The sequence below is a fragment of the Candidatus Limnocylindrus sp. genome (assembly GCF_040397235.1).
Lineage (GTDB): Bacteria > Chloroflexota > Limnocylindria > Limnocylindrales > Limnocylindraceae > Limnocylindrus.
This window is the reverse complement of the sequence record NZ_JBBAWH010000001.1, coordinates 26054-46951: the sequence shown is the minus strand read 5'-3', so window position 1 is coordinate 46951 and position 20898 is coordinate 26054. Positions and strand designations below refer to the sequence as shown.

At 62.9% G+C, this 20898-nt stretch carries 35 protein-coding genes and 1 pseudogene; all 36 read right to left on the bottom strand.

Annotated features, from left to right (window positions below):
- Positions 1–2: 2 nt before the first annotated feature.
- Complete coding sequence (locus AC3LB0_RS00305) at positions 3–1349, bottom strand: phosphohexomutase domain-containing protein (protein WP_488649182.1); 1347 nt, start codon at positions 1347–1349, stop codon at positions 3–5.
- Positions 1350–1367: 18 nt separating this feature from the next.
- On the bottom strand, positions 1368–1766 hold the full coding sequence (rpsI, locus tag AC3LB0_RS00300) for a 30S ribosomal protein S9 (protein WP_488648528.1): 399 nt from the start codon (positions 1764–1766) through the stop codon (positions 1368–1370).
- A 17-nt stretch (positions 1767–1783) separates the two neighbouring features.
- A complete protein-coding gene (gene rplM / locus AC3LB0_RS00295; RefSeq protein WP_445844429.1) occupies positions 1784–2215 on the bottom strand; it encodes a 50S ribosomal protein L13 in 432 nt (143 codons plus the stop codon).
- A gap of 9 nt (positions 2216–2224) precedes the next feature.
- Positions 2225–2566 (bottom strand): 50S ribosomal protein L17, encoded by a 342-nt coding sequence (gene rplQ / locus AC3LB0_RS00290; protein WP_445844457.1) that lies wholly within the window; start codon positions 2564–2566, stop codon positions 2225–2227.
- 14 nt (positions 2567–2580) lie between these two features.
- Entirely contained in the window at positions 2581–3588 is a 1008-nt protein-coding gene (locus AC3LB0_RS00285) for a DNA-directed RNA polymerase subunit alpha (protein WP_488649181.1), read from the bottom strand.
- 12 nt (positions 3589–3600) lie between these two features.
- Complete coding sequence (rpsD, locus tag AC3LB0_RS00280) at positions 3601–4227, bottom strand: 30S ribosomal protein S4 (protein WP_488649180.1); 627 nt, start codon at positions 4225–4227, stop codon at positions 3601–3603.
- A gap of 12 nt (positions 4228–4239) precedes the next feature.
- Complete coding sequence (rpsK, locus tag AC3LB0_RS00275; protein ID WP_488649179.1) at positions 4240–4641, bottom strand: 30S ribosomal protein S11; 402 nt, start codon at positions 4639–4641, stop codon at positions 4240–4242.
- Positions 4642–4649: 8 nt separating this feature from the next.
- A complete protein-coding gene (gene rpsM / locus AC3LB0_RS00270) occupies positions 4650–5027 on the bottom strand; it encodes a 30S ribosomal protein S13 (RefSeq protein ID WP_488649178.1) in 378 nt (125 codons plus the stop codon).
- A 3-nt stretch (positions 5028–5030) separates the two neighbouring features.
- A complete protein-coding gene (gene rpmJ, locus AC3LB0_RS00265) occupies positions 5031–5144 on the bottom strand; it encodes a 50S ribosomal protein L36 (RefSeq protein ID WP_445823272.1) in 114 nt (37 codons plus the stop codon).
- A gap of 37 nt (positions 5145–5181) precedes the next feature.
- Positions 5182–5400: a translation initiation factor IF-1 gene (gene infA, locus AC3LB0_RS00260; RefSeq protein WP_488648522.1), complete on the bottom strand. Its 219-nt coding sequence runs from the start codon at positions 5398–5400 to the stop codon at positions 5182–5184.
- A gap of 121 nt (positions 5401–5521) precedes the next feature.
- The gene (map, locus tag AC3LB0_RS00255; RefSeq protein ID WP_488649177.1) at positions 5522–6277 is read right to left on the bottom strand and encodes a type I methionyl aminopeptidase; all 756 of its coding nucleotides are present in this window, start codon (positions 6275–6277) and stop codon (positions 5522–5524) included.
- Positions 6278–6279: 2 nt separating this feature from the next.
- A complete protein-coding gene (locus AC3LB0_RS00250) occupies positions 6280–6936 on the bottom strand; it encodes an adenylate kinase family protein (RefSeq protein WP_488649176.1) in 657 nt (218 codons plus the stop codon).
- Positions 6933–8222, bottom strand: a complete 1290-nt coding sequence (secY, locus tag AC3LB0_RS00245) for a preprotein translocase subunit SecY (protein WP_488649175.1) — start codon at positions 8220–8222, stop codon at positions 6933–6935. The genes AC3LB0_RS00250 and secY overlap by 4 nt, the downstream gene beginning before the upstream one ends.
- 56 nt (positions 8223–8278) lie before the next feature.
- The gene (gene rplO, locus AC3LB0_RS00240) at positions 8279–8872 is read right to left on the bottom strand and encodes a 50S ribosomal protein L15 (RefSeq protein WP_488649174.1); all 594 of its coding nucleotides are present in this window, start codon (positions 8870–8872) and stop codon (positions 8279–8281) included.
- The gene (rpmD, locus tag AC3LB0_RS00235) at positions 8869–9153 is read right to left on the bottom strand and encodes a 50S ribosomal protein L30 (RefSeq protein WP_488649173.1); all 285 of its coding nucleotides are present in this window, start codon (positions 9151–9153) and stop codon (positions 8869–8871) included. The genes rplO and rpmD overlap by 4 nt, the downstream gene beginning before the upstream one ends.
- Positions 9146–9679 (bottom strand): 30S ribosomal protein S5, encoded by a 534-nt coding sequence (rpsE, locus tag AC3LB0_RS00230; RefSeq protein WP_488649172.1) that lies wholly within the window; start codon positions 9677–9679, stop codon positions 9146–9148. The genes rpmD and rpsE overlap by 8 nt, the downstream gene beginning before the upstream one ends.
- A 12-nt stretch (positions 9680–9691) precedes the next feature.
- Entirely contained in the window at positions 9692–10057 is a 366-nt protein-coding gene (gene rplR, locus AC3LB0_RS00225) for a 50S ribosomal protein L18 (protein ID WP_488649171.1), read from the bottom strand.
- Positions 10054–10602 carry a 50S ribosomal protein L6 gene (gene rplF, locus AC3LB0_RS00220; RefSeq protein ID WP_488649170.1) on the bottom strand — a complete coding sequence of 183 codons (549 nt, stop codon included), beginning with the start codon at positions 10600–10602 and terminating at the stop codon, positions 10054–10056. The genes rplR and rplF overlap by 4 nt, the downstream gene beginning before the upstream one ends.
- A 12-nt stretch (positions 10603–10614) precedes the next feature.
- Positions 10615–11013 carry a 30S ribosomal protein S8 gene (gene rpsH / locus AC3LB0_RS00215; RefSeq protein WP_488649169.1) on the bottom strand — a complete coding sequence of 133 codons (399 nt, stop codon included), beginning with the start codon at positions 11011–11013 and terminating at the stop codon, positions 10615–10617.
- 4 nt (positions 11014–11017) lie between these two features.
- Positions 11018–11203: a type Z 30S ribosomal protein S14 gene (locus AC3LB0_RS00210; protein ID WP_488649060.1), complete on the bottom strand. Its 186-nt coding sequence runs from the start codon at positions 11201–11203 to the stop codon at positions 11018–11020.
- A gap of 10 nt (positions 11204–11213) precedes the next feature.
- Positions 11214–11753, bottom strand: coding sequence for a 50S ribosomal protein L5 (gene rplE, locus AC3LB0_RS00205; RefSeq protein WP_488649168.1), 540 nt, complete (start codon positions 11751–11753; stop codon positions 11214–11216).
- Positions 11750–12130: a 50S ribosomal protein L24 gene (rplX, locus tag AC3LB0_RS00200; RefSeq protein ID WP_488649058.1), complete on the bottom strand. Its 381-nt coding sequence runs from the start codon at positions 12128–12130 to the stop codon at positions 11750–11752. The genes rplE and rplX overlap by 4 nt, the downstream gene beginning before the upstream one ends.
- Complete coding sequence (gene rplN / locus AC3LB0_RS00195) at positions 12130–12498, bottom strand: 50S ribosomal protein L14 (protein ID WP_445844446.1); 369 nt, start codon at positions 12496–12498, stop codon at positions 12130–12132. The genes rplX and rplN overlap by 1 nt, the downstream gene beginning before the upstream one ends.
- Positions 12495–12776 (bottom strand): 30S ribosomal protein S17, encoded by a 282-nt coding sequence (gene rpsQ, locus AC3LB0_RS00190; protein WP_488649167.1) that lies wholly within the window; start codon positions 12774–12776, stop codon positions 12495–12497. Before rpsQ ends, rplN begins: the two co-directional genes overlap by 4 nt.
- 8 nt (positions 12777–12784) lie before the next feature.
- Positions 12785–12988 carry a 50S ribosomal protein L29 gene (gene rpmC, locus AC3LB0_RS00185; protein WP_488649056.1) on the bottom strand — a complete coding sequence of 68 codons (204 nt, stop codon included), beginning with the start codon at positions 12986–12988 and terminating at the stop codon, positions 12785–12787.
- 146 nt (positions 12989–13134) lie between these two features.
- Positions 13135–13545: pseudogene (gene rplP, locus AC3LB0_RS00180) on the bottom strand (50S ribosomal protein L16); the annotation flags it as partial.
- Between the two features lie 2 nt (positions 13546–13547).
- A complete protein-coding gene (gene rpsC, locus AC3LB0_RS00175) occupies positions 13548–14222 on the bottom strand; it encodes a 30S ribosomal protein S3 (RefSeq protein ID WP_488649166.1) in 675 nt (224 codons plus the stop codon).
- 2 nt (positions 14223–14224) lie between these two features.
- Complete coding sequence (gene rplV, locus AC3LB0_RS00170; protein ID WP_488649055.1) at positions 14225–14569, bottom strand: 50S ribosomal protein L22; 345 nt, start codon at positions 14567–14569, stop codon at positions 14225–14227.
- Positions 14566–14850 carry a 30S ribosomal protein S19 gene (rpsS, locus tag AC3LB0_RS00165; protein ID WP_488649054.1) on the bottom strand — a complete coding sequence of 95 codons (285 nt, stop codon included), beginning with the start codon at positions 14848–14850 and terminating at the stop codon, positions 14566–14568. Before rpsS ends, rplV begins: the two co-directional genes overlap by 4 nt.
- Before the next feature lie 16 nt (positions 14851–14866).
- Entirely contained in the window at positions 14867–15694 is an 828-nt protein-coding gene (rplB, locus tag AC3LB0_RS00160; protein WP_488649165.1) for a 50S ribosomal protein L2, read from the bottom strand.
- Positions 15695–15696: 2 nt separating this feature from the next.
- Entirely contained in the window at positions 15697–15999 is a 303-nt protein-coding gene (gene rplW, locus AC3LB0_RS00155; RefSeq protein WP_445844453.1) for a 50S ribosomal protein L23, read from the bottom strand.
- Complete coding sequence (rplD, locus tag AC3LB0_RS00150; RefSeq protein ID WP_488649164.1) at positions 15996–16610, bottom strand: 50S ribosomal protein L4; 615 nt, start codon at positions 16608–16610, stop codon at positions 15996–15998. The genes rplW and rplD overlap by 4 nt, the downstream gene beginning before the upstream one ends.
- Positions 16610–17233: a 50S ribosomal protein L3 gene (rplC, locus tag AC3LB0_RS00145; RefSeq protein WP_488649163.1), complete on the bottom strand. Its 624-nt coding sequence runs from the start codon at positions 17231–17233 to the stop codon at positions 16610–16612. Before rplC ends, rplD begins: the two co-directional genes overlap by 1 nt.
- A 9-nt stretch (positions 17234–17242) precedes the next feature.
- Positions 17243–17551, bottom strand: coding sequence for a 30S ribosomal protein S10 (rpsJ, locus tag AC3LB0_RS00140; protein ID WP_445823293.1), 309 nt, complete (start codon positions 17549–17551; stop codon positions 17243–17245).
- Positions 17552–17554: 3 nt separating this feature from the next.
- Positions 17555–18751, bottom strand: a complete 1197-nt coding sequence (tuf, locus tag AC3LB0_RS00135) for an elongation factor Tu (RefSeq protein ID WP_488649153.1) — start codon at positions 18749–18751, stop codon at positions 17555–17557.
- Between the two features lie 53 nt (positions 18752–18804).
- Positions 18805–20895: an elongation factor G gene (gene fusA / locus AC3LB0_RS00130; protein ID WP_488649162.1), complete on the bottom strand. Its 2091-nt coding sequence runs from the start codon at positions 20893–20895 to the stop codon at positions 18805–18807.
- Between the last annotated feature and the right edge of the window lie 3 nt (positions 20896–20898).

The window sequence follows — 20898 nt, the reverse complement described above, 5'->3', positions numbered from 1 at the left end:
GTCTACCGCCCGCGTACGAGGCTCGCGGCTACCTCCAGCAGGTGCTCAACGGCGGCCGTGACCGCTGCGCGATCGGGGCCCTCGCCCATCACTCGGAGCAGGGGCTCAGTCCCAGAGAGGCGCACAAGGACGCGCCCACCTGTCTGTGCGAGGGCCGCCTCAGCCTGGCGAATGGCGTTCTGGAGATCAGGCTCTGCGAGGAGTCGCCCCCCCTCACCTGGAGGCACTGGCACCGTTCGCTGCAGTTGGGGGTCGAGGGGGACCGCATCAGCCATCTCGCCCACGGGGATCCCCGCGCGGGCAATGAGCCCGAGCACGGTGATCGCACTGAGGAGCCCGTCACCGGTCGGTGAGAGCTCCGTGAAGAGGAGGTGGCCACTCTTCTCGCCACCGAAGCCGCCCTGGCCAGCGGCGAGCCGGTCAGCAATGTGTCGGTCGCCGACGGGGGTGCGCTCCAAGGTGATCCCGTGGGCGGCAAGGTGGCGCTCCACACCGCTGTTGGTCAGCACCGTTGCAACTGCGCGCTCAGACCCGGCGACCCCCCGCCCCTTCCGATCCAGGGCGATGAGGGCAATCAAGACGTCACCATCAATGGCTCGCCCGCCAGCATCCACGACGACGCAGCGATCAGCGTCACCATCGAGCGCGATGCCGAGGTCGGCGCCGTGCGCGCGCACCTGCTCGCCGAGTGCGGCGGGGTCGGTGGCGCCAACGCCGTCATTGATGATGCCGTCCCCCATTGCGAACGGCAGGACCGTGGCACCCGTGGCGGCGAGCGCCGCAACGGCGAATGGTGACGCCGCACCATGTGCCGCATCGACCACCACACTCAGCGCGCTTGCACTCACAGAGTGCGCAAGCTCCGCCAGGGTTCGCTCATATCGCTCTCGATACGCCTGGGCCTCGTCTGCGTGCGATGCCGATGGCGCAACTATCAGCAGACCCCCCGCTAGGGCACGCTCCATTGCCGCCTCAAGCGCTCGCTCCTCGGCATCGGGGATCTTGCGACCGTCACGCGCGAGCACCTTTAGGCCGTTGTACTCGACGGGGTTGTGCGATGCGGTGACTACCACGCCGCAGGCGGCGTGTGGCTCGCCTGCAACGAGTGAGGCGAGTCCAGGCGTTGGGATAACGCCAACATCAATCACGGTTCCGCCGTGCGCCTCAATGGCGCCTGCGAGCGCGGCGGAGAGCTCGGGGCCGCTCGGACGCGTGTCGCGCCCAAGGAGCACTAGCCCGGCCGGATGTTGCTGCATCAGGGCGACACCGAGTGCCGCAGCCATCTCAACGGTGAGTGTGTCACCAGCGATCCCGCGGATCCCATCGGTGCCGAAGCGAACCGTGGTCACGGGCGTCCTTGCGTTAGATCAGCGCTTGGTGAACTGCTTCGCCTTGCGTGCGCGGACGAGACCATACTTCTTGCGCTCCTTGGCGCGCGGGTCGCGCGTCAGGAATCCAGCTTGGCGGAGTGGTAGTCGGTACGCCTCTGGATCAGCGGAGAGGAGTGCGCGTGAGATGCCGTGGCGAATTGCGCCTGCCTGGCCAGAGATGCCGCCGCCCTCAACCTTCACCATCGCATTGAAGCGACCCTCGGTGCCAGTGACTCGGTATGGCGCGAATACTTCAGACTGCGGAATGGCGCCGCCGAAGTGCTGCTCGTAGGTGCGTCCATTGATGACGATCTGGCCCTCACCAGCAACGAGGCGAACGCGTGCAACAGAGGTCTTGCGTCGACCGGTTCCCTGGTAATACGGCAGACTTGCCACGTTCTTCTCCTTCGGGCTCACGCGAGGGGCTCTGGCTTCTGGGGAGCGTGCGGATGATCTGCATCGGCATAGACCTTCAACTTACGAATCTGTGCATTGCCAAGCTTCGTCTTTGGGAGCATTCCCTTGACGGCGCGGCGAATCGCCTCATTCGGCTTGCGCTTCAGCAAATCGCCGAGAACCTCCATGCGGTAACCGCCTGGCTGCCCAGAGTGCGAGTGGTACTTCTTTGAGAGGAGTCGGTCACCGGTCACAACCAGCTTCGCGGAGTTGATCACGATCACGAAGTCGCCCGAGTCGAGGTGGTCAGCGAAGGTTGGCTTCCCCTTCCCCATCAGCGTTGAGGCCACCTTCGTCGCGAGTCGGCCTAGGGTCTGGCCCTCGGCATCGATCACGAACCAGCGGCGCTCGATTTCAGCGGCGCGAGGTGTCCAGGTCTTCGTGTTCATCTGATCCTCCTAGATCAATTCAAGCTGCACAAGCGGCGCCGAGTCACCCTGGCGAATGCCAATCTTGGTGATACGACAGTAGCCCGAGGTGCGGTTCGCATACTTCGGAACGATTTCATCAAAGAGCTTCTCAACGACGAGCGGCTCTTCCGGGAGGGCTGCAATCACGGCACGTCGGGCTGAGAGGCCACCCTTCTTGGCGAGCGTAATGATCTGCTCAACCTGCGGACGAATCTCCTTGGCCTTGGCCTCAGTCGTCTGGATACGCTCGTAGCGCAACACGGAGACAATCAGGTTTTTATACAGCGCGAGGCGCGGCCCCTGCTTGCGGGAGAGCTTACGTCCGCCAATCGCGTGCGAGGTCATTAGGCCTTCTCCTCGTCGTCGGCGTCGCTCTCATCTTCGTCGAAGATGGCGTCAGCAGGGATGCTGCTCTCAGGCACATCAAAGCCGCGCTCGACGAGCTTCTCGCGAACCTCGTTGAGGCTCTTCTGGCCAAAGTTGCGCAACTTGAGGAGCTCCATCTCTCCACCATCAAGGGCGGTGAGGAGCTGGCGGACCTTGAGGATACCGGCGCGCTTCAGCGCGTTATAGGCGCGCATCGGCAGATCAAGATCCTCAATTGAAACGTCAAGAAGGTTGCCGCCAGCCTCTGCCGCTGGCACAGCCGCCGGGACCTCGCCGAGGCCGGAGAAGGCGGTGAACTGGCTGACGAGGATTGCCGCAGCCTTGCGGACAGCAGCCTCTGGCGTAATCGTGCCGTCGGTCTCGATCTCAAGGATGAGCTTCTCGCGGTCGACATCCTGGCCGACGCGCGTGTTCTCAACCGTGAAGTTGACCTTGCGGACTGGGGTGAAGATGGCGTCGACGCTCATCACGCCACGTGGTCGTACCTCGCCCTCAGGGTCCGCATCAACGCGGTCTGAGGAAACGTAGCCAACGCCGGTCTCAACGACGAGGGTGGCCTCAATGGACGCCTTGTCGGAGTCGAGCGTTGCAATAACCAACTCTGGATTGACGATCTCAATCTGGCCGTTCGGCTTGATGTCGCCAGCGGTGACCGGGCCTGCCCCCTTCTTCGAAAGGGTGAGCTCGATGCGCTCCTTCGCAAAGCTGCGAAGGCGAATCTTCTTAACGTTGAGGAGAATCTGCACGACGTCTTCACGGACGCCTGGCAGCGAGGAGAACTCCTGCATGACTCCGTCGATCTGCACGGCGGTGACTGCGGCACCCTCCAGCGATCCAAGGAGGACGCGGCGCAGCGCGTTGCCGAGGGTGACGCCGTAGCCTGGCGCGAATGGGCCAGCCTCGTACTTGCCGTACGAGCCGAGCTCCTCGAGCGGGGCGATCTTGGTGGTCAGTGCATCGGACATATTCTCTCCCTCTTACCGCGAGTAGAACTCGACGACGAGTTGTTCATTGAAGTCGCCCGGCATCTGATCGCGCCGCGGAGCAGCGACCACCGTACCGGTCAACTTTGTGGCATCCACGCGGAGCCACTCCTGAATGCCATTGCCTGAAAGGGAGCCTGCGGCTTCCTTGAATGGCCCGATGTCGGCTCGCCCCTCGCGGACCGAGATGACATCGCCTGGCTTCAGTGAGTACGACGGAATGTTTACCGCCTGACCATTGATGGAGAGGTGGCCGTGGGTGATCAACTGGCGTGCCTGGTCTCGCGAGCTGGCGAGTCCGAGTCGGTAGACGACGTTGTCGAATCGCAGCTCAAGGAGGCGGAGCAGGTTCTCGCCTGTCACGTCGGTGCCACGCTCAGCGGCCTCAAAGAGGCGGCGGAACTGGGTCTCGCCAATGCGATAGACGCGGCGCATCTTCTGCTTCTCGCGCAGCTGCAGGCCGTAGTCGCCAACCTTGCGGCGGCGCATCATGTGCATGCCTGGAGGGGTCGGGCGCTTCTCGAACGAGCACTTCTTCGTATAGCATCGCGCACCCTTCAAGAAGAGCTTCGCGCCCTCTCGACGGCACTGGCGGCAGACTGGTCCGGTATCTCGACCCATGCTTCTACTCCCCTAGACTCGGCGCTTCTTTGGAGGACGGCAGCCGTTGTGTGGCAGCGGCGTCACATCGGTAATTGCAGTGATGTCGAGGCCCGCTGTCTGTAGGCCACGGATTGCCTGCTCGCGTCCGGCGCCTGGACCCTTCACGAAGACGGCCACGGAGCGAAGTCCGTGCTCCATCGCCTTGCGTGCGGCCGACTCAGCTCCGAGCGATGCGGCGTACGGGGTGCTCTTGCGTGAGCCCTTGAAGCCAGCGACGCCACCCGAGCCCCACGAAAGCACCGCGCCCGTTAGGTCGGTGATTGATACGAGGGTGTTGTTGAACGACGCGGCGATGTGCACATGCCCGACTGGCACGTTCTTCTTCTCGCGACGTCGAGTCTTCGGTGCGCGCTTCTTCTTCTCTTCAGCCATCTCTCTGCCTACTTCTTCTCAATCTTCTTGCCGGCGACGGTCTTGCGTGCGCCACGGCGCTGTCGTGCGTTGGTCTTCGTGCGCTGACCGCGCGACGGGAGGTTCTTGCGATGTCGGGTGCCACGGTAGGTGCCAACCTCGATTAGTCGCTTGATGTTCATGGCAATCTCGCGGCGGAGGTCGCCTTCGACCTTGCGACCCTTGTCGACGACTTCACGAAGTCGGTTGACCTGGTCTTCGGTGAGATCGCGCACGCGCGTGTCGGGATTAATGGAGGTCTGCGCCAAGATCTTCTGGCTGGTGGTCAGGCCAACGCCGAAGATGTAGGTAAGGGCGATCTCAACGCGCTTCTCGCGCGGAATATCGACCCCTGCAATACGAGCCATCAGCTAACCCTGTCGCTGCTTGTGCTTCGGGTTTTCGCAAATGACCATGACGCGGCCGTGCCGCTTAATCACGAGGCACTTGTCGCAACGAACCTTGACCGACGCAGATACTTTCACTCGTTCTCCTGCTGTGAGCGGCGCACCGCTCGTGCTGCTACTTCAACCGGTAGGTGATCCGACCCTGGGTCAGATCGTATGGCGAGAGTTCGACCTTCACCCGATCACCTGGAAGGATTCGGATGAAATTCGTCCGAAGCTTTCCGCTGATGTAGGCGCGGATCCGGTGGCCATTTTCAAGCTCGATCACGAACGATGTGTTCGGTAGCGGCTCAACAACGGTCCCCTCGACCTCGATCGAATCTTTCTTCGCCAACAAACCCCCGATCAGAACGCGTTACTGGGTCTCGGAAGACCGAGACGGCGCGCTACGGAGTCCGCAGACGCGCGAAGGGAGAGAGTAGCAGAGCCCCACGATCCACGCACGAAAGGGGCGTTCATGACCCCCTCGTGAGGATGGTGGAGCCCCCCGCCACGATGGCGATGCTCTCCTCCCAATGTGCCGCCAGGCTCCCGTCAATTGTTACAACTGTCCACTCGTCCTCCATCACCCCAACCTCAGGTGACCCGAGGGTGAGCATCGGCTCGATCGCCAGGCAGTGCCCCTCCGCCAGGGTCAGACTCTTGCGGCCGGTGCGGTAGTTGGGCACCTGTGGGGCCTCATGCATGGCACGGCCGATGCCGTGGCCGACGTAGGGGCGCACGATCCCATACCCCGCGCGCAGGGCGACATCCTCAATTGCGCCAGAGATCTCTTCGATGGTGGCCCCCGGGCGGGCGGCGGCGATGCCGGCATCCAGCGCCTCGCGGGTCACCGCCACCAGGCGCTTCGCCTCTGGGGACCCCTCGCCGACCACGAAGCTGCGGGCCCCGTCGGCATGCCAGCCGTCCCAAATGGCACCCGCGTCAATGGATACGAGCGCCCCCTCTTTGATCTCACGATCGCCGGGGATGCCATGCACCACCTCGCTATCGAGCGAGATGCAGATGACGGATGGGAAGCCGTGATAGCCCTTGAAATTGGAGGCTGCGCCGTGGCGTTCAATACAGCGCTCGGCGATCGCGTTCAGCTCGGCGGTGCTCGCCCCTGGAACCGCCGCCTCCTGTACGAGCTCATGAATTTCGGCAACGATGGCGCCGGCACGTCGCATCAGCGCGATCTCGGCTGGGCTCTTGCGGGTGATTGCCCCCATCGCTAGGCCGTCAGCCCAGCGGCAGCGGCGGCCGCCGCTAGGCGACCTTGCACCTCATCAATGGTTCCAACGCCGCTCACCTCCGTAAGGCGGCCAGTTGCGCGATACAGCTCGACAACCGAGCCAAGGGCGGCGAGCTGATTTGCCAGTCGCGCCGCAACGGTCTCGGGGGCGTCGTCACTCCGGGTAACCAGCGCCGTGGCGCACACGTCGCACACCCCGAGGCTCTGCGGCGGACGGCTGAGGAGGTGGTACGAGCGCCCACATGACGGGCAGACTCGGCGCGCGGTGAGGCGCTCTGCAAGGATCGCGTCGTCCACCTTCAGCAGTACGGCGCGGATCGAACGACCGCTCGCCGCGTACGCCGCATCTAATGCAGCCACCTGTGCAGGATTGCGCGGAAAGCCGTCAAGGATGACGCGGTTCACTGCATCCCCCTTGGCGAGACGCGCTTGGATCATGTTGATGGTGACCTCGTCGGGGACCAACTGCCCTGCGTCGATGAACTGCTGTGCGGCAAGGCCGAGCGGCGAGCCAGTGGCAATTTCTGCACGGAAGAGGTCGCCAGTCGCAACGTGGGCTGCCCCCGTTGCTGCGGAGAGTGCCTCCGCCTGCGTCCCCTTCCCTGCGCCGGGGGCGCCGAGAAGGACGAGGATCACTTAATGAAGCCCTCGTAATTTCGCATCAGCATCTGTGCCTCGAGCTGCTTCATCGTCTCCACAACAACGCTCACCGCAATAAGGAGCCCGGTACCGCCAAGGCTGACGCCGAGGCCACCGAGATCACCGAAGAGTGTGCCGAGGGCATACGGCGAGACGGCAACCAGTCCGAGGAAGAGCGACCCAAGCAGGGTGATGCGTGTGACGACCTTCCCCAGATACTCCTGCGTTGGCATCCCTGGGCGAATGCCTGGGATGTAGCCGCCGTTCTTCCGCAGCTGGTCTGCGGTCTCATCAGGCTTGAAGGTGAAGGCTGTGTAGAAGTAGGTGAACGCCACCGTGAGGATGAAGTAGAACGGAAGATAGACGAGCTCGTTCTGTGGCCCAAGCGTGTCAACGATCCATTGTGCGCCGCCCTTGACCCACTCAACCTCCGAGGCAGTGAAATAGCCCGCGATCTGCGCTGGGAAGAGCAAGATGCTCATGGAAAAGATGATTGGAATCACGCCGGCTTGATTGACCTTTAGCGGCAGGAAGGTGCGGCCACCCTGGTAGACGCGATTGCCGCGGACGCGGCTCGCATACTCGACCGGGATGCGGCGCTGCCCCTCGGTGATCAAGATGATCGCAGCAACGGCCGCAGCGCCGAGAACGGCGAAGGCAAGCAGTACGGCGAGATCCGGCGCGCTAAAGAATTCCTGAATGGCGCCCGGCACGCGGCCGATGATACCGGCGAAGATGATGAAGCTGATCCCGTTGCCGATGCCTCGCTCGGTGACGAGCTCGCCGATCCACATGAGTAGCAACGAACCGGTCGTGAGGATCACGATCTGTACGAGGGTCTCTGGGCTGGCCAGGTCAAAGCGCGTCTTGAGCACGTTCTGGCTATTCAACAGCGCGAGGAAGGCGTAGCTCTGCAGCGCCGCGAGCGGCACGGTCAGGTAGCGGGTGTACTGGTTGATCTTGTTGCGGCCGTACTCACCCTCACGGCTGAGTTCGATCAGGCGCGGCACCACGCCGCTCATGAGCTGCATGATGATCGAGGCGTTGATGTATGGGTTCAGGCCAAGGCCGACGACGCTGAATCGCGCCAGACCGCCGCCGGAGAAGAGGTCGAGGAGGCCGAAGAGGGCGTTGTCCTTGAAGAAGTTTGAGAGGGCCGCCGGATCGGCTCCTGGCACGGGAACATGGCTCAAAAGGCGGAAGACGATGAGCATCCCGGCGACGAAGAGGAGCTTGCGTCGGATCTCGGGGGTTCGGAACGCGTTCACTAGGGTGTCAATCATCGTTCGTCTCCTTCCCCGCTATACGTAGGAGCAACGTGCCTACGTGCGACCTTACCTTAGGCGTCTGCGCCGTCGGCCCGTGCGGCCTTGGTTGCGCGCTTTGCTGGAGCCCTCTTCCCTGGTGTCGGAGCGTTCTTCCCCGCCTTAACCCCGACTGGGGCCGCTGAGGCTGGAGTGGCGCTCTCATACACCGTGATGTCACCGCCAGCGGCCCTGATCTTGGCCACGGCACTGTCGGTGAACGAGTTGGCGGCAAAGAGGATCTTCGTCGAAATCTCACCGGTGCCGAGCACCTTCAACGGCTTCCCTCGAGTCTTGAGGAGGCCCGCTGCGGCAAGGATGTCGGCGTTCACGCTGAGCGGGCCTTCGCCCTTCAGGCGGCCAGCGTCGATCCACTGCTGAATCCGACCAACATTGACGACCGCGACTTCAACGCGCAGAACATTGCGGAAGCCGCGAAGCTTTGGAATGCGGCGATGGATTGGCGTCTGGCCACCTTCGAACCACGCTGGAATGCTCCCACCGCTTCGCGAGGTCTGGCCCTTCGTGCCGTAACCGGCAGTCTTACCGCGTCCAGCGGCAACACCGCGGCCGACACGAATACGCTTCTTCTTCGACCCTGGTGCTGGCTGCAGATCATGGAGCTTCACTTGGTCACCTTCGCCTTCTTCACCTTGGCAGGCTTCTTCGCCTTCTGTGCCTTCTTCGTTGCGACCGCGGTTGCCGCGGTCGCAGCCTCGTCACCGGTCAACTCATCGACCGAGACGAGGAAGTTCACCTGGCGCACCATGCCGCGAACAGCTGGATTGTCAGGGAGCAGGTTGGTATCACCGATGCGGTCGAGGCCGAGCGCACGAATCGTGCCGCGGTTTCGCGCAACATGCCCGAGCTCACTCTTGACCTGGGTGACCTTGATGTAGTTCTCAGCCATGGTGCACCTCTGGCGTCGACTCTTGGCCGCCGACGCGGATGCGGACGCGCTTGCCACGTGCGGCTGAGATCTGCTCAGCGGTGCGCAGCTGCGAGAGCGCCTCAATCGCGGCGCGGGTTGCGTTCACGGGATTTGAGGAGCCGTAGACCTTGGAGAGAATGTCGTGGATGCCCGCAGCGGTGATGATCGCGCGAATTGCACCGCCAGCGATCACGCCAGTTCCCTGTGAGGCTGGCTTCAGCATCACGCGGCTGGCGGAGTGCTCGGCCGACACCTCGTGCGGAATCGTGGTGCCAAGGAACGGCACGCGGATGAGGTTCTTCTTCGCGTCTTCGGTCCCCTTGCGGATTGACTCTGGCACTTCGCCGGCCTTGCCGATGCCAACGCCAACGTGTCCCTGGCCATCGCCAACGACGACGAGCGCAGAGAAGGTGAAGCGTCGTCCGCCCTTAACTACCTTCGCTACTCGATTAATCTGCACGACCTTCTCCGCGAGGGTCAGCTTCGACGCGTCAATTCTCGCCATCTCAGTGCCCTCCTAGAACTCAAGCCCGGCAGCCCGGGCAGCGTCTGCGAGCGCCTTAAGGCGCCCATGATATTTAAATCCAGCGCGGTCGAAGACAACCTTCGCCACTCCAGCGGTCTTAGCTCGCTCAGCAACGAGTGTTCCAACTTCGGCAGCCTCCTGCACCTTCGTGCGCTTGGCGTCGCCCCTCACTGTTGCGTCAAGGGTAGAGGCCGCCGCCAGGGTCTTCCCGGTTGCGTCATCAATGACCTGTGCGTAGATGTGGTTCAGGCTGCGGAAGATCGCGAGTCGCGGTCGTGCGGCTGAGCCCTCAACGGTCAGTCGAATTCCGAAGTGGCGGCGCTTACGCGACGCGACGCGTGTCGTTGCGCGGCTCACTTGGCACCAACCTTTCCGGCCTTACCGGCCTTGCGGCGGATGACCTCGTTGACGTACTTTATGCCCTTCCCCTTGTATGGCTCGGGCTTACGAAGCGAGCGAATCTCTGCGGCGATCTGCCCGACGAGCTCCTTGTTTGCGCCGAGAACGGCAACCTTCGTCTGGCCGTCCACTTCGAAGGTGATCCCGGCCGGTGGGTCGATCTCAATTGGGTGGCTGTAGCCGAGGGCCAGGGTCAACTTGTTCCCCGCCTTCGCGGCGCGATAGCCGACGCCGTTGATCTCAAGATCGGTGCGGAAGCCGGTGGCAACACCCTCGACCATATTGGCGATGAGCGTGCGGCAGAGGCCGTGCATCGCGCGGTTGGTTTTGCTGTCATCGGGACGCGCCACGATAATCACATCCGCCTCGAGGGTGAACGTGATTGCGCCAGGGATCTCACGGGAGAGGGTCCCCTTCGGCCCGGTGGCCGAAACGGTTCGACCCTCAAAAGTGACCTTCACCCCTGCTGGTACGGCGATGGGCTTGCGTCCGATTCGTGACATCAGTCCCCTCCTCTACCAGACGTAGGCGAGGATCTCGCCGCCGAGCTGGGCCTTGTGGGCCTGCGCTCCGGTCATGATCCCCTTTGATGTGCTCAGGATGACAACACCGAGGCCGCCGAGCACGCGCGGAATCTCTGTCTTACCAGCATAAACCCTTAGCCCAGGCTTGCTGATGCGCTTGAGCCCGGAGACGACTGGCACCTTGCCATCGACGTACTTCAGGGTGACTTGGAGGTAGTTCTCAGGGCCCTTCTTGGTCTCCATGAAGGAGGCGACGAACCCCTCATCCACAAGGATGCGCGCCATCTGGAGCTTCAGCTTGGAGGCCGGGACGAGCACCTCAGCATGCCGGGCGCGCGACGCGTTCCGGATGCGAGTGAGCATGTCTGCAATTGGATCAGTGACGTTCATATTCTCAGAAACTCGACTTCGTGACGCCCGGGATCATTCCGACCAGGGCGCGCTCTCGGAAACAGATTCGGCAGAGGCCGAATCGACGGATGAATGCACGTGGGCGCCCACAGAGGGCGCAACGGCTGTACTTCCGCGTAGAAAACTTTGCCGGCGCTGCCGACTTTAGTACCAACGACTTCTTCGCCATCTCAGCCCCCTCAGTTCCCGAACGGCATGCCGAGCAGAGAGAGGAGCTTCTTAGACTCCTCATCGCTCTTCGCCGTCGTTACGATTGTGACTTCGAGACCTCGAAGTCGGTCGATCTTGTCGAACTCCACCTCAGGGAAGGAGAGCTGCTCCTTCATGCCCAGGGTGTAGTTGCCACGGCCATCGAATGATTTGCCCGACACGCCGCGGAAATCTCGGATGCGTGGCAGGGCGACGCGGGTGAGTCGCTCAAGGAAGTCCCACATGCGCTCGCCACGCAGGGTGACCTTCGCGCCGATTGGGTTCCCCTCGCGGACCTTGAAGGTCGCGATGGACTTCTTCGCCTTGGTGACGATCGCGCGCTGGCCGGTGATCAGGGCGAGATCGCCCACGGCCGCATCGATGGCCTTGGCGTTCGTCAGTGCCTCGCCGAGGCCAATGTTGACCACGATCTTCTGGAGGCGTGGCACCTGCATCGCGTTCGTGTAGCCGAACTCGCTCTTCAGGGCCGGAATCACTTCAGTCGTATAGCGCTGCTTCAGCTGGCTCACTTAGCAGCCTCCTTCTTGCCACCGATGACGGTGCCGCAGCGGCCACAGAGGCGCTGCTTCTTGCCATCCGCGGTTCGTCCCGCCTTGAGGCGGATCGGTCGGTCGCACTTCGGGCAGACCACAGCGACCTTGGCGAGGGCGAGCGGCATGGCAATCTCAATGATGCCACCAGGCTCAACCGTTGGCGCCTGTGAGCCGTTCGCCATCTTCTGGCGTGGCTTCTGATGCTTCTTGGCGATGTTGAGGCCGGTCACAACAACCTTGCCTGGAGCCACGAGGCGCTCAACGCTGCCACGCTTCCCTGCATCCTTGCCGCTGAGCACCGAAACGGTGTCGCCGACGCGAATCTCTGTGGTCGTCTCGTAAACCGAACGCATTAGAGCACCTCCGGCGCGAGTGAGATGATCTTCATGTAGTCCCGATCGCGCAGCTCGCGCGCGACTGGCCCAAAGATGCGGGTGCCTCGTGGGTTGCCGTCAGCGGCGATCAGCACGGCGGCGTTCTCGTCGAAGCGGATCACGCTGCCATCAGGCCGCGAGATCTCCTTAACGGTGCGCACGACGACTGCCTTCACGACATCGCCCTTCTTGACGCCAGCGTTTGGTGTCGCCTGCTTCACTGCAGCGACGATCACGTCGCCAACGTAGGCGGTGGTTGCCCGGCCGCGCCCGAGGATGCGGAAGCACTCAATGACCTTGGCGCCAGAGTTGTCGGCGACGCGGAGGCGGGTACCGGTCTGAATCACAGTGCCCCCTCCTGTGACTCGCCGCGCTTGACAACCTTGACGAGCGTCCAGCGCTTGCGGGCGCTGAGTGGTCGGGACTCTTCAACGGTCACGAGGTCGCCGATCTTGGCGTCGTTGAGTTCGTCATGCGCCATGAATCGAGCGGTGCGGCGAATGACGCGCTTGTAGACAGGGTGCTGCGCGAGGCGCTCTACAGAGATCACGATCGTCTTGTCACCCTTATCGCTGACAACACGGCCGGTCTGTGTCTTGCGCTTTCCTAGATGCTGCTCGCTCATAACTCCCCCTATGCCTTCTGTGCGGCCTGGCGCTCGGCCAGGACCATCAGCAGGCGCGCGATGGTTTTGCGCGTCTTGTTTACGACACTCGTGTCTTTCAGCTGGCGGGTCGACAGCTCGAATCGAGCCTGCCAAAGGTCGCGCTTCGCGTCAGCGATAGCCTGGACCAACTCAGCATCAGTCATGTTGCGGACCTGGGCGATCTCAATCATGCCTCGACCTCCTTGGCAGGCTTCACCGGCTTCACGAGCTCAGGCTCCTTCGGTGCAGCAGCTCCAGCGGCGGGTGCCTCTTCCGTCGTTGGTAGTCCGAGGGCCACCTTCTGCAGGAACTTCTTGCCGAAGACAACCTCGCCGAGGTCGGCCGAGCGCTCCACGATCACCGTGCTCACAGGGAGCTTCATGCCGGCGAGGCGGAAGGCCTCAACGGCCTCTGCGCGCGTAACGCCGGCCATTTCGAACAGGATGCGCCCTGGCTTCACCACGGCAACCCACTGGTCTGGGGCGCCCTTACCGGAACCCATGCGGGTTTCGGCAGGCTTCTTGGTGATTGGCTTGTCGGGGAAGATGCGGATCCAGACCTTGCCACCGCGGTTGATCTGGCGCGTCATTGCGCGACGGGCAGCTTCGATCTGGCGGGCGGTGACCCAGGCTGGCTCGGTCGTGGCAATGCCGAAGTCGCCGAAGGCCACGGTGCGACCAGACTTAGCAGGGCCGGACATGCGGCCTCGCTGAACCTTGCGCCACTTGACTCGCTTCGGCATCAACATCGTTATGCCCCCGATCCTACGTTTTCAGAGAGCGGCTTCGGCTTCAGCACATCGGCCGGAGCGTCGCCGCGGTAGATCCAGACCTTCACGCCAATCTGACCGAAGGTGGTCGTGGCATGGAAGACAGAGAAGTCAATATCGGCGCGAAGCGTGTGGAGCGGTAGTCGGCCGTCGCGGTCCCACTCGGTGCGGCTCATCTCAGCGCCGCCAAGTCGACCGGAGACCATGATCTTCACGCCCTTAGCGCCAGCCTTCATCGAACGCTGGATCCCCTGCTTGAGCGCTTTGCGGAAGGCGATGCGTCGGACCAACTGTGCGCCGATGGATGCGGCAACGAGATAGGCGTCGAGGTCTGGCTGTCGGATCTCCTTGATCTCCAGCTTCACCTTGCCGGCGCTGATCTCACCGATCGCAGCGCGGAGCACTTCGACGTTCTGACCACCCTTGCCGATCACCACACCCGGCTTGGCCGAGTGGACGGTCACGGTGACGTAGTTCAAGCCGCGCTCGATTTCAACCTTCGAGATGCTGGCCGCAGCCAACTTCACGTCGATCAACTTGCGAATGCGCAGGTCTTCCTGGAGGAGCTTCGTGTAATCCTTGTCGGCGTACCACTGGGCAGACCACGTCTTCGTGATGCCGAGTCGGAAGCCTACTGGGTGAACCTTCTGTCCCATGGTCAGGCCTCCTTTGCGCTTACGACGACGGTGATGTGGGTCATTGGCTTATGAATGGCGAAGGCTCGACCCTGTGCGCGAGGTCGGAAGCGCTTCAAGGTTGGACCTTCGTCGGCACTAGCGTCGACCACGAAGAGGCGGTCGGCCGGAATGCTGTGGTTGGCCTCTGCATTTGCCGTTGCGCTCTTGAGCACCGAAGCGACATCGCGGGCCGAGGAGTGCGGCAGGAAGCGCAGGATCGCCGTGGCATCAGCCACAGACTTCCCCATGATCGCTCGCACCACGAGCTGAGCACGGCGGGTCGAACCACGCACGTACTTCGCCGTTGCCTTCACGCGAATGCTCACGAGGCCACCGCCGTCGTGCGGTCCACGCGCTGGTGGCCCTTGAAGGTGCGCGTTGGCGAGAACTCGCCGAGGCGGTGCCCGACCATGTTCTCGGTGATGAAGACCGGCACATGCTTGCGGCCGTTGTAGACCGCCACGGTGTGGCCGATGAAGTCTGGATAGATGACCGATGCGCGCGACCAGGTCTTCACGACGCGCTTCTCATTGATCGCGTTCATTGCCTGAACGCGCGCAAGGAGCCGCTTCTCGATGAACGGAGCCTTCTTAGACGAACGTGACATTAAGCCTCCTCCTCGATCAGCGTGCGTGTCGCGAGCGGACGATCAGCCGCTGCGTCAACTTGTTGCGGCGGGTACGAAGACCCATCGCAGGCTTGCCCCAAGGCGTCTTCGGAGGCATACCCGTTGGGGCCTTGCCTTCGCCACCGCCGTGAGGGTGATCGACCGGGTTCATTGCAGAGCCACGGACCTCTGGGCGCTTGCCCATGTGTCGCGCGCGCCCGGCCTTACCGATCGCCATGTTCTCGTGGTCAAGGTTCGACACCTGGCCCACGGTTGCCATGCAGAGAAGTGGGACGAGACGCATCTCGCCGGAGGGCATACGAATGGTGGCACATGTGCCCTCTTTGGCGACGAGCTGTGCGGCGGTTCCGGCGGAGCGAACCATCTGGCCGCCCTTCCCAGGAACCAACTCGATGTTGTGGACGGTTGTACCGAGCGGCATTCGACCGAGCGGCAGGGCGTTTCCGACCTTCGCTTCAGCGTCGGGACCCGAGACCACGTTGTCGCCAACTGAGAGGCCGTTTGGCAGGAGCATGTAGCGCTTCTCGCCATCGGCGTAGTTCAGGAGGCCGATGCGCGCCGAGCGGTTTGGATCGTACTCAACGGTCGCCACGCGAGCTGGCACGCCAAACTTGTTGCGGCGGAAGTCGATCTTGCGATAGAGGCGCTTCTGCTCACCACCGCGGTGACGAACGGTGATCTTCCCCTGGAAGTTACGCCCTGAACCACGCACGAGCTTCTCGGTGAGCGGCTTGTGCGGCTCATCGGTCGTGATCTCGTCGAACGTTGGCATGGTCATGCCGCGGACGCCGGCGCTGGTTGGCTTCAATCGACGAAGTGCCATGGTTAGACTCCTTCGAAGAACTGAATCTTCTCGCCAGGGGCGAGGGTGACCATGGCCTTGCGCCATGGGGTCGTCTTACCTGGGAAACGGCTGCGGGCGAGTGTGCCACGCGTCTCCTTCGCCTTGGTGGTGAGCACGTTGACCTCCTTCACCTTGACGGTGAAGAGCGAGGCGATGGCGGCGGCGATCTCAATCTTGGAGGCGTCGGCGTGCACGGCGAAGGTGTACGTGCCGGTCTGCGACTGCAGGATCGACTTCTCGGAGATCACGGGGCGAAGGATCGTCTCGTGTGGGGTGCGGTTCATCCGTACACCTCCTGGATCTCGGCAAGGGCTGCCTGCTCAACGATGATCGTGTCGGCGTTGACGAGGTCAACAACATTGAGCGAGTCGGCGCGCAGTACCGAGAGGTACGGGATGTTCGCGGCAGACTTCACCAGCGCGGTGCCGACAGTTGGCGAAACCACGAGCACATGCTTGCCGGCCTTGAGGGCGGAGCACATACCGGCGATCACTTGCGTCTTTGGCGTCTCGATGCCGAGCACGTCAATGATCTTGAGTGTTTCAACCTTGGCGGCGAGTGCACCCAAGAGGGCTGCGCGGCGCATGCGCTTCGGGAATGGAATCTCGTGTGAACGGACCTGTGGCCCGAAGACAACACCGCCGCCCTTCCACTGTGGGGAGCGCGTGGAACCCTGTCGTGCGCGACCGGTCCCCTTCTGCTTCCATGGCTTGCGGCCACCACCAGCAACGGCACCGCGCTTCTTCGTAGCGTGCGTGCCCGTGCGTCGGCCCGCAAGCTGCGAGACAACAGCCTGGTGGATGAGCGCCTCGTTCACTGGCGAAGAGAAGGCGGCAGGCAACTCAACGGTTCCCACCTTGGCTCCAGCTTTCGAGAAGACGTCAACAGTAGTCATTAGATCTGCTCCGCCTTGCTCACCATGACGAGTGCGTTCTTCGCGCCAGGAACCGAGCCCTTGAGGAGCAGCAGGTTCTGCGCGCCGTCGGAGCGAATGATGGTGACCTTCTGAATGGTGGTGCGATCCACACCCATGTGGCCAGCCATGCGGGTGCCGCGGTAGACACGACCTGGGGTCGTACCGGCACCGATCGAGCCTGGCTCGCGGTGATGGTCGGCGCCGTGGGTCTCAGGTCCGCTTGCGAAGCTGTGGCGCTTGATCGTTCCGGCGAAGCCCTTCCCCTTTGAGATGCCGGTCACATCGACCAGGTCACCATCGGCGAAGAGGCTGACGTCAAGCGTCTGGCCCAGGGTCATCCCCTCGGTCGACTCAACGCGGAACTCGCGGACAACGGAGCAGGCTGGCAACTCGCCCTTGAACTGGCCCTGGTCGGGCTTGTTCAGTCGGCGCTTCCCAGCCTCAATGCCGAGCTGCACAGCGGTGTAGCCGTCCTGGTCTGGCGTGCGGAGTTTCGTGACGGTGTTTGGCTCGATCGACACCACGGTAACGGGCACAGAGGTGCCGTCCGGGGCGAAGATCTGAGTCATCCCGACCTTACGGCCGAGCAGTCCAATCGTCATTCCACTCACCTACATCTTAATTTCAATGTCGACGCCGGCTGCGAGTGTGAGTCGCATCAGCGCGTCGACCGTCTTTGGGGTCGGATCAATGATGTCTACCAGGCGCTTGTGTGTTCGAATCTCGAACTGCTCTCGGCTGTCCTTATCGATGAACGGCGAGCGCAGCACGGTGAACTTCTCAATGCGCGTTGGCAGCGGCACCGGACCGATCACATCGGCACCAGTGCGCTGAGCCGTCTCAACGATCGTCTGGGCAGACTGATCGATGAGGCGGTGGTCATACGCCTTGAGCCGAATGCGGATCCGCTGCTTCGCCATCTGCTACTCGGTGATCTTCGTGATCGAGCCGGCGCCAACGGTGCGGCCGCCTTCGCGAATCGCGAAGCGCTGACCAACCTCGATGGCGATCGGGGTGATGAGCTCAACCGTCATCTCGACGTTGTCGCCCGGCATGATCATCTCGGCGCCCGCTGGGAGGCCGATCGAGCCGGTGACGTCGGTCGTGCGCAGGTAGAACTGCGGACGGTAGCCGTTGTAGAACGGCGTGTGACGGCCGCCCTCGTCCTTGGTGAGGACGTAGACCTCGGCGTTGAACTTGGTGTGCGGGGTCAGGGAGCCCGACTTGGCCAAGACCTGGCCGCGCTGGATCTCCTCGCGCTCGATGCCGCGGAGCAGGAGCCCCGTGTTATCGCCGGCACGACCCTCGTCCAAGAGCTTCTTGAACATCTCGACGCCGGTGACGACGATCTTGCGGGTGGCGGTAATGCCGACCAGCTCGACCTCGTCGCCGACCTTGACGATGCCGCGCTCGATGCGGCCCGTGGCGACGGTGCCGCGACCCTTGATGCCGAAGACGTCTTCGACCGGCATCAGGAACGGCTTATCGATCTCGCGGACCGGCGTTGGGATGTACGAGTCGACCGCATCCATCAGCGCCTGGATCGGCGCGTAGGCTGGGTTGCTGGCATCGTCTGGGGCCTCGATGGCCTTCAGTGCGGAGCCGCGCACGACCGGAATCTTGTCGCCGGGGAAGTCGTACTTGCTGAGGAGCTCGCGCACCTCGAGCTCGACGAGATCCAAGAGCTCCGGGTCATCGACCATGTCGCACTTGTTGAGGAAGACGACGATGAACGGCACATCGACCTGCTTGGCGAGCAGGACGTGCTCCTTCGTCTGGGGCATCGGGCCGTCGGTGGCGGCGACCACGAGGATGCCGCCGTCCATCTGGGCCGCGCCGGTGATCATGTTCTTGATGTAGTCGGCGTGCCCTGGGCAGTCGACGTGCGCATAGTGTCGCGCCTCGGTCTCGTACTCGACGTGCGAGATCGCGATCGTGATGCCGCGCTCGCGCTCTTCTGGGGCGTTGTCGATCGAGTCGAAGGCGCGATACTCCGCGCTCCCCTTCAGGGCGAGGTACTTCGAGATCGCGGCGGTCAGGCTCGTCTTGCCGTGGTCGATGTGCCCGATCGTGCCGATATTGACGTGCGGCTTGGACCGCTCGAACTTTGCCTTTGCCATCTCGAACTCCTCCTTCTTTCTTTCTTACGCTTCTGCTAACAACCGCGCGCCGACTACGCCTGCGCCGCAGTTTTGGACTTCGCCACCAGTTCCTGCGCGATATGCGACGGAACTTCGGCGTAGTGGGAGAGCTCCATCGAGAAGGCCGCTCGGCCCTGGGTCATCGATCGGAGGTCCGTAGCGTACCCGAACATGGTCGCGAGCGGGACGTTCGCCTTGACGACCTGCGTCGTGCCGCGATTCTCCATGCCCAGTACCTGTCCGCGTCGGCTGTTGAGGTCGCCCATCACGTCGCCGAGAAACTGCTCTGGCATTGTGACTTCAACATCCATCACCGGCTCAAGCACGGCTGGATCGGCCTTCGGGAAGGCGTCCTTGAGGGCCATGGAGCCAGCGATCTTGAAGGCCATTTCTGAGGAGTCAACGTCGTGGTACGAGCCGTCGACCAGGGTGACGGTCACGTCAACGCCTGGGAAGCCGGCGTAGATGCCGGTCTGCAGGGCCTCGCGGATGCCTTCGTTGATTGGCTTGATGAATTCGCGGGGCACGGAGCCGCCGACGATCTTGTCGATGAAGACGTAGCCGCTCCCCTTCTCGCCCGGCTCAGCCACGATGACGGCGTGGCCGTACTGGCCCTTACCGCCGGACTGGCGCACGAATCGGCCTTCGCCGTTGGCGCGCTTGCGGATCGTTTCGCGGTACGAGACCGATGGTCGGCCGATGTTGGCGGCGACGTTGAACTCGCGCACCATGCGGTCGACGATGATGTCGAGGTGGAGCTCGCCCATGCCGGCGATGCGGGTCTGGCCCGACTCCTGGTCAGTGTGCACGCGGAAGGTTGGATCCTCCTCAGCGAGACGCTGCAGGGCGACGCCCATCTTCTCCTGGTCGGCCTTCGTCTTCGGCTCAACGCTCAGCTCGATCACTGGATCTGGGAAGGTCATCGACTCGAGCACGATTGGGTGCTCTGGATCGCAGAGGGTATCGCCCGTGAAGGTGTCCTTGAGGCCGACGGCTGCGGCGATGTCGCCGGTTCGAACCTCGTCGATCTCTTCGCGGTGGTTGGCATGCATGCGGATCAGGCGGCCGATGCGCTCCTTCTTCCCCTTTGATGGGTTGAGCACGTACGAACCGGCCTTAAGAACGCCAGAGTAGACACGGAAGAAGCCGAGCTTCCCGACGAATGGGTCAGCGGCGATCTTGAAAGCGAGTGCTGCGAACGGTGCCTCGTCCTCAACTGGTCGTGACATCTTGTTCTCAAAGTTGCGCGGGTCCGTCCCCTGGATCCCAGGTACGTCGAGCGGGCTTGGGAGGTACTCCACAACGGCGTCGAGCATCGGCTGGACGCCCTTGTTCTTCAGGGCTGAGCCGGTCAAGACCGGAACAATCTTGTAGCCGAGGGTGCCGACGCGGATCCCTTCGCGGACCTGCTCTGCGTTCAGGGTACCCGTCTCAAGGTAGGTCTCGGTGAGCGCGTCGGTCTGGCCGGCCGCCTGGTCGAGCAGGAAGGCGTGCCACTTGTCGGCCTCAGCCTTGAGCTCGGCGCGGATCGGTCGGCGCTCGCTCTGCTCGCCCTTGTCGTCGAGGTAGACGATCTCTTCCATGGCGATCAGGTCAATGACGCCTTCGAACTTATCTTCGAGGCCGATTGGGAGCTGAAGTGGGACGGCGTTTGCGCCAAGGCGATCCTTGATCATGTCGAAACAACGCCAGAAGTCGGCGCCGGTTCGGTCAAGCTTGTTGATGAAGCAGAAGCGTGGAACGGCGTGGCGGTCAGCCTGGCGCCAGACGGTTTCGGACTGTGGCTCTACGCCGGCAACGCCGTCGAAGATGACGACCGCGCCGTCGAGGACGCGGAGCGAGCGCTCCACCTCAACGGTGAAGTCCACGTGCCCGGGCGTATCGATGATGTTGATGACGTGATCCTTCCAGGCGCAGGTCGTAGCGGCGGCGGTAATGGTGATACCGCGCTCCTGCTCCTGCTCCATCCAGTCCATCGTTGCGGCGCCCTCGTGGACCTCGCCGATCTTATGGATCTTCTTGGTGTAGAAGAGGATGCGCTCGGTGACCGTGGTCTTACCGGCGTCAATGTGCGCGATGATGCCGATGTTTCGCGTTTGAAGGAGCGACGCTGCTCGTGCCATCTC

Bases quoted from the DNA above. Each gene is read 5' to 3' on its own strand.
- rplM (WP_445844429.1), bottom strand. From the start codon at position 2,215: ATGAACACGAAGACCTGGACACCTCGCGCCGCTGAAATCGAGCGCCGC.
- AC3LB0_RS00285 (WP_488649181.1), bottom strand. From the start codon at position 3,588: ATGTCCGATGCACTGACCACCAAGATCGCCCCGCTCGAGGAGCTCGGC.
- rpsD (WP_488649180.1), bottom strand. From the start codon at position 4,227: ATGGGTCGAGATACCGGACCAGTCTGCCGCCAGTGCCGTCGAGAGGGC.
- rpsK (WP_488649179.1), bottom strand. From the start codon at position 4,641: ATGGCTGAAGAGAAGAAGAAGCGCGCACCGAAGACTCGACGTCGCGAG.
- rpsM (WP_488649178.1), bottom strand. From the start codon at position 5,027: ATGGCTCGTATTGCAGGGGTCGATATTCCGCGCGAGAAGCGCGTTGAG.
- map (WP_488649177.1), bottom strand. From the start codon at position 6,277: ATGGGGGCAATCACCCGCAAGAGCCCAGCCGAGATCGCGCTGATGCGA.
- secY (WP_488649175.1), bottom strand. From the start codon at position 8,222: ATGATTGACACCCTAGTGAACGCGTTCCGAACCCCCGAGATCCGACGC.
- rpmD (WP_488649173.1), bottom strand. From the start codon at position 9,153: ATGGCTGAGAACTACATCAAGGTCACCCAGGTCAAGAGTGAGCTCGGG.
- rpsE (WP_488649172.1), bottom strand. From the start codon at position 9,679: ATGGCGAGAATTGACGCGTCGAAGCTGACCCTCGCGGAGAAGGTCGTG.
- rplF (WP_488649170.1), bottom strand. From the start codon at position 10,602: ATGTCACGAATCGGACGCAAGCCCATCGCCGTACCAGCAGGGGTGAAG.
- rpsH (WP_488649169.1), bottom strand. From the start codon at position 11,013: ATGAACGTCACTGATCCAATTGCAGACATGCTCACTCGCATCCGGAAC.
- AC3LB0_RS00210 (WP_488649060.1), bottom strand. From the start codon at position 11,203: ATGGCGAAGAAGTCGTTGGTACTAAAGTCGGCAGCGCCGGCAAAGTTT.
- rplX (WP_488649058.1), bottom strand. From the start codon at position 12,130: ATGCGTTCGGTTTACGAGACGACCACAGAGATTCGCGTCGGCGACACC.
- rpsQ (WP_488649167.1), bottom strand. From the start codon at position 12,776: ATGAGCGAGCAGCATCTAGGAAAGCGCAAGACACAGACCGGCCGTGTT.
- rpmC (WP_488649056.1), bottom strand. From the start codon at position 12,988: ATGATTGAGATCGCCCAGGTCCGCAACATGACTGATGCTGAGTTGGTC.
- rpsC (WP_488649166.1), bottom strand. From the start codon at position 14,222: ATGGGACAGAAGGTTCACCCAGTAGGCTTCCGACTCGGCATCACGAAG.
- rpsS (WP_488649054.1), bottom strand. From the start codon at position 14,850: ATGTCACGTTCGTCTAAGAAGGCTCCGTTCATCGAGAAGCGGCTCCTT.
- rplB (WP_488649165.1), bottom strand. From the start codon at position 15,694: ATGGCACTTCGTCGATTGAAGCCAACCAGCGCCGGCGTCCGCGGCATG.
- rplW (WP_445844453.1), bottom strand. From the start codon at position 15,999: ATGAACCGCACCCCACACGAGACGATCCTTCGCCCCGTGATCTCCGAG.
- rplD (WP_488649164.1), bottom strand. From the start codon at position 16,610: ATGACTACTGTTGACGTCTTCTCGAAAGCTGGAGCCAAGGTGGGAACC.
- rplC (WP_488649163.1), bottom strand. From the start codon at position 17,233: ATGACGATTGGACTGCTCGGCCGTAAGGTCGGGATGACTCAGATCTTC.
- rpsJ (WP_445823293.1), bottom strand. From the start codon at position 17,551: ATGGCGAAGCAGCGGATCCGCATTCGGCTCAAGGCGTATGACCACCGC.
- tuf (WP_488649153.1), bottom strand. From the start codon at position 18,751: ATGGCAAAGGCAAAGTTCGAGCGGTCCAAGCCGCACGTCAATATCGGC.
- fusA (WP_488649162.1), bottom strand. From the start codon at position 20,895: ATGGCACGAGCAGCGTCGCTCCTTCAAACGCGAAACATCGGCATCATC.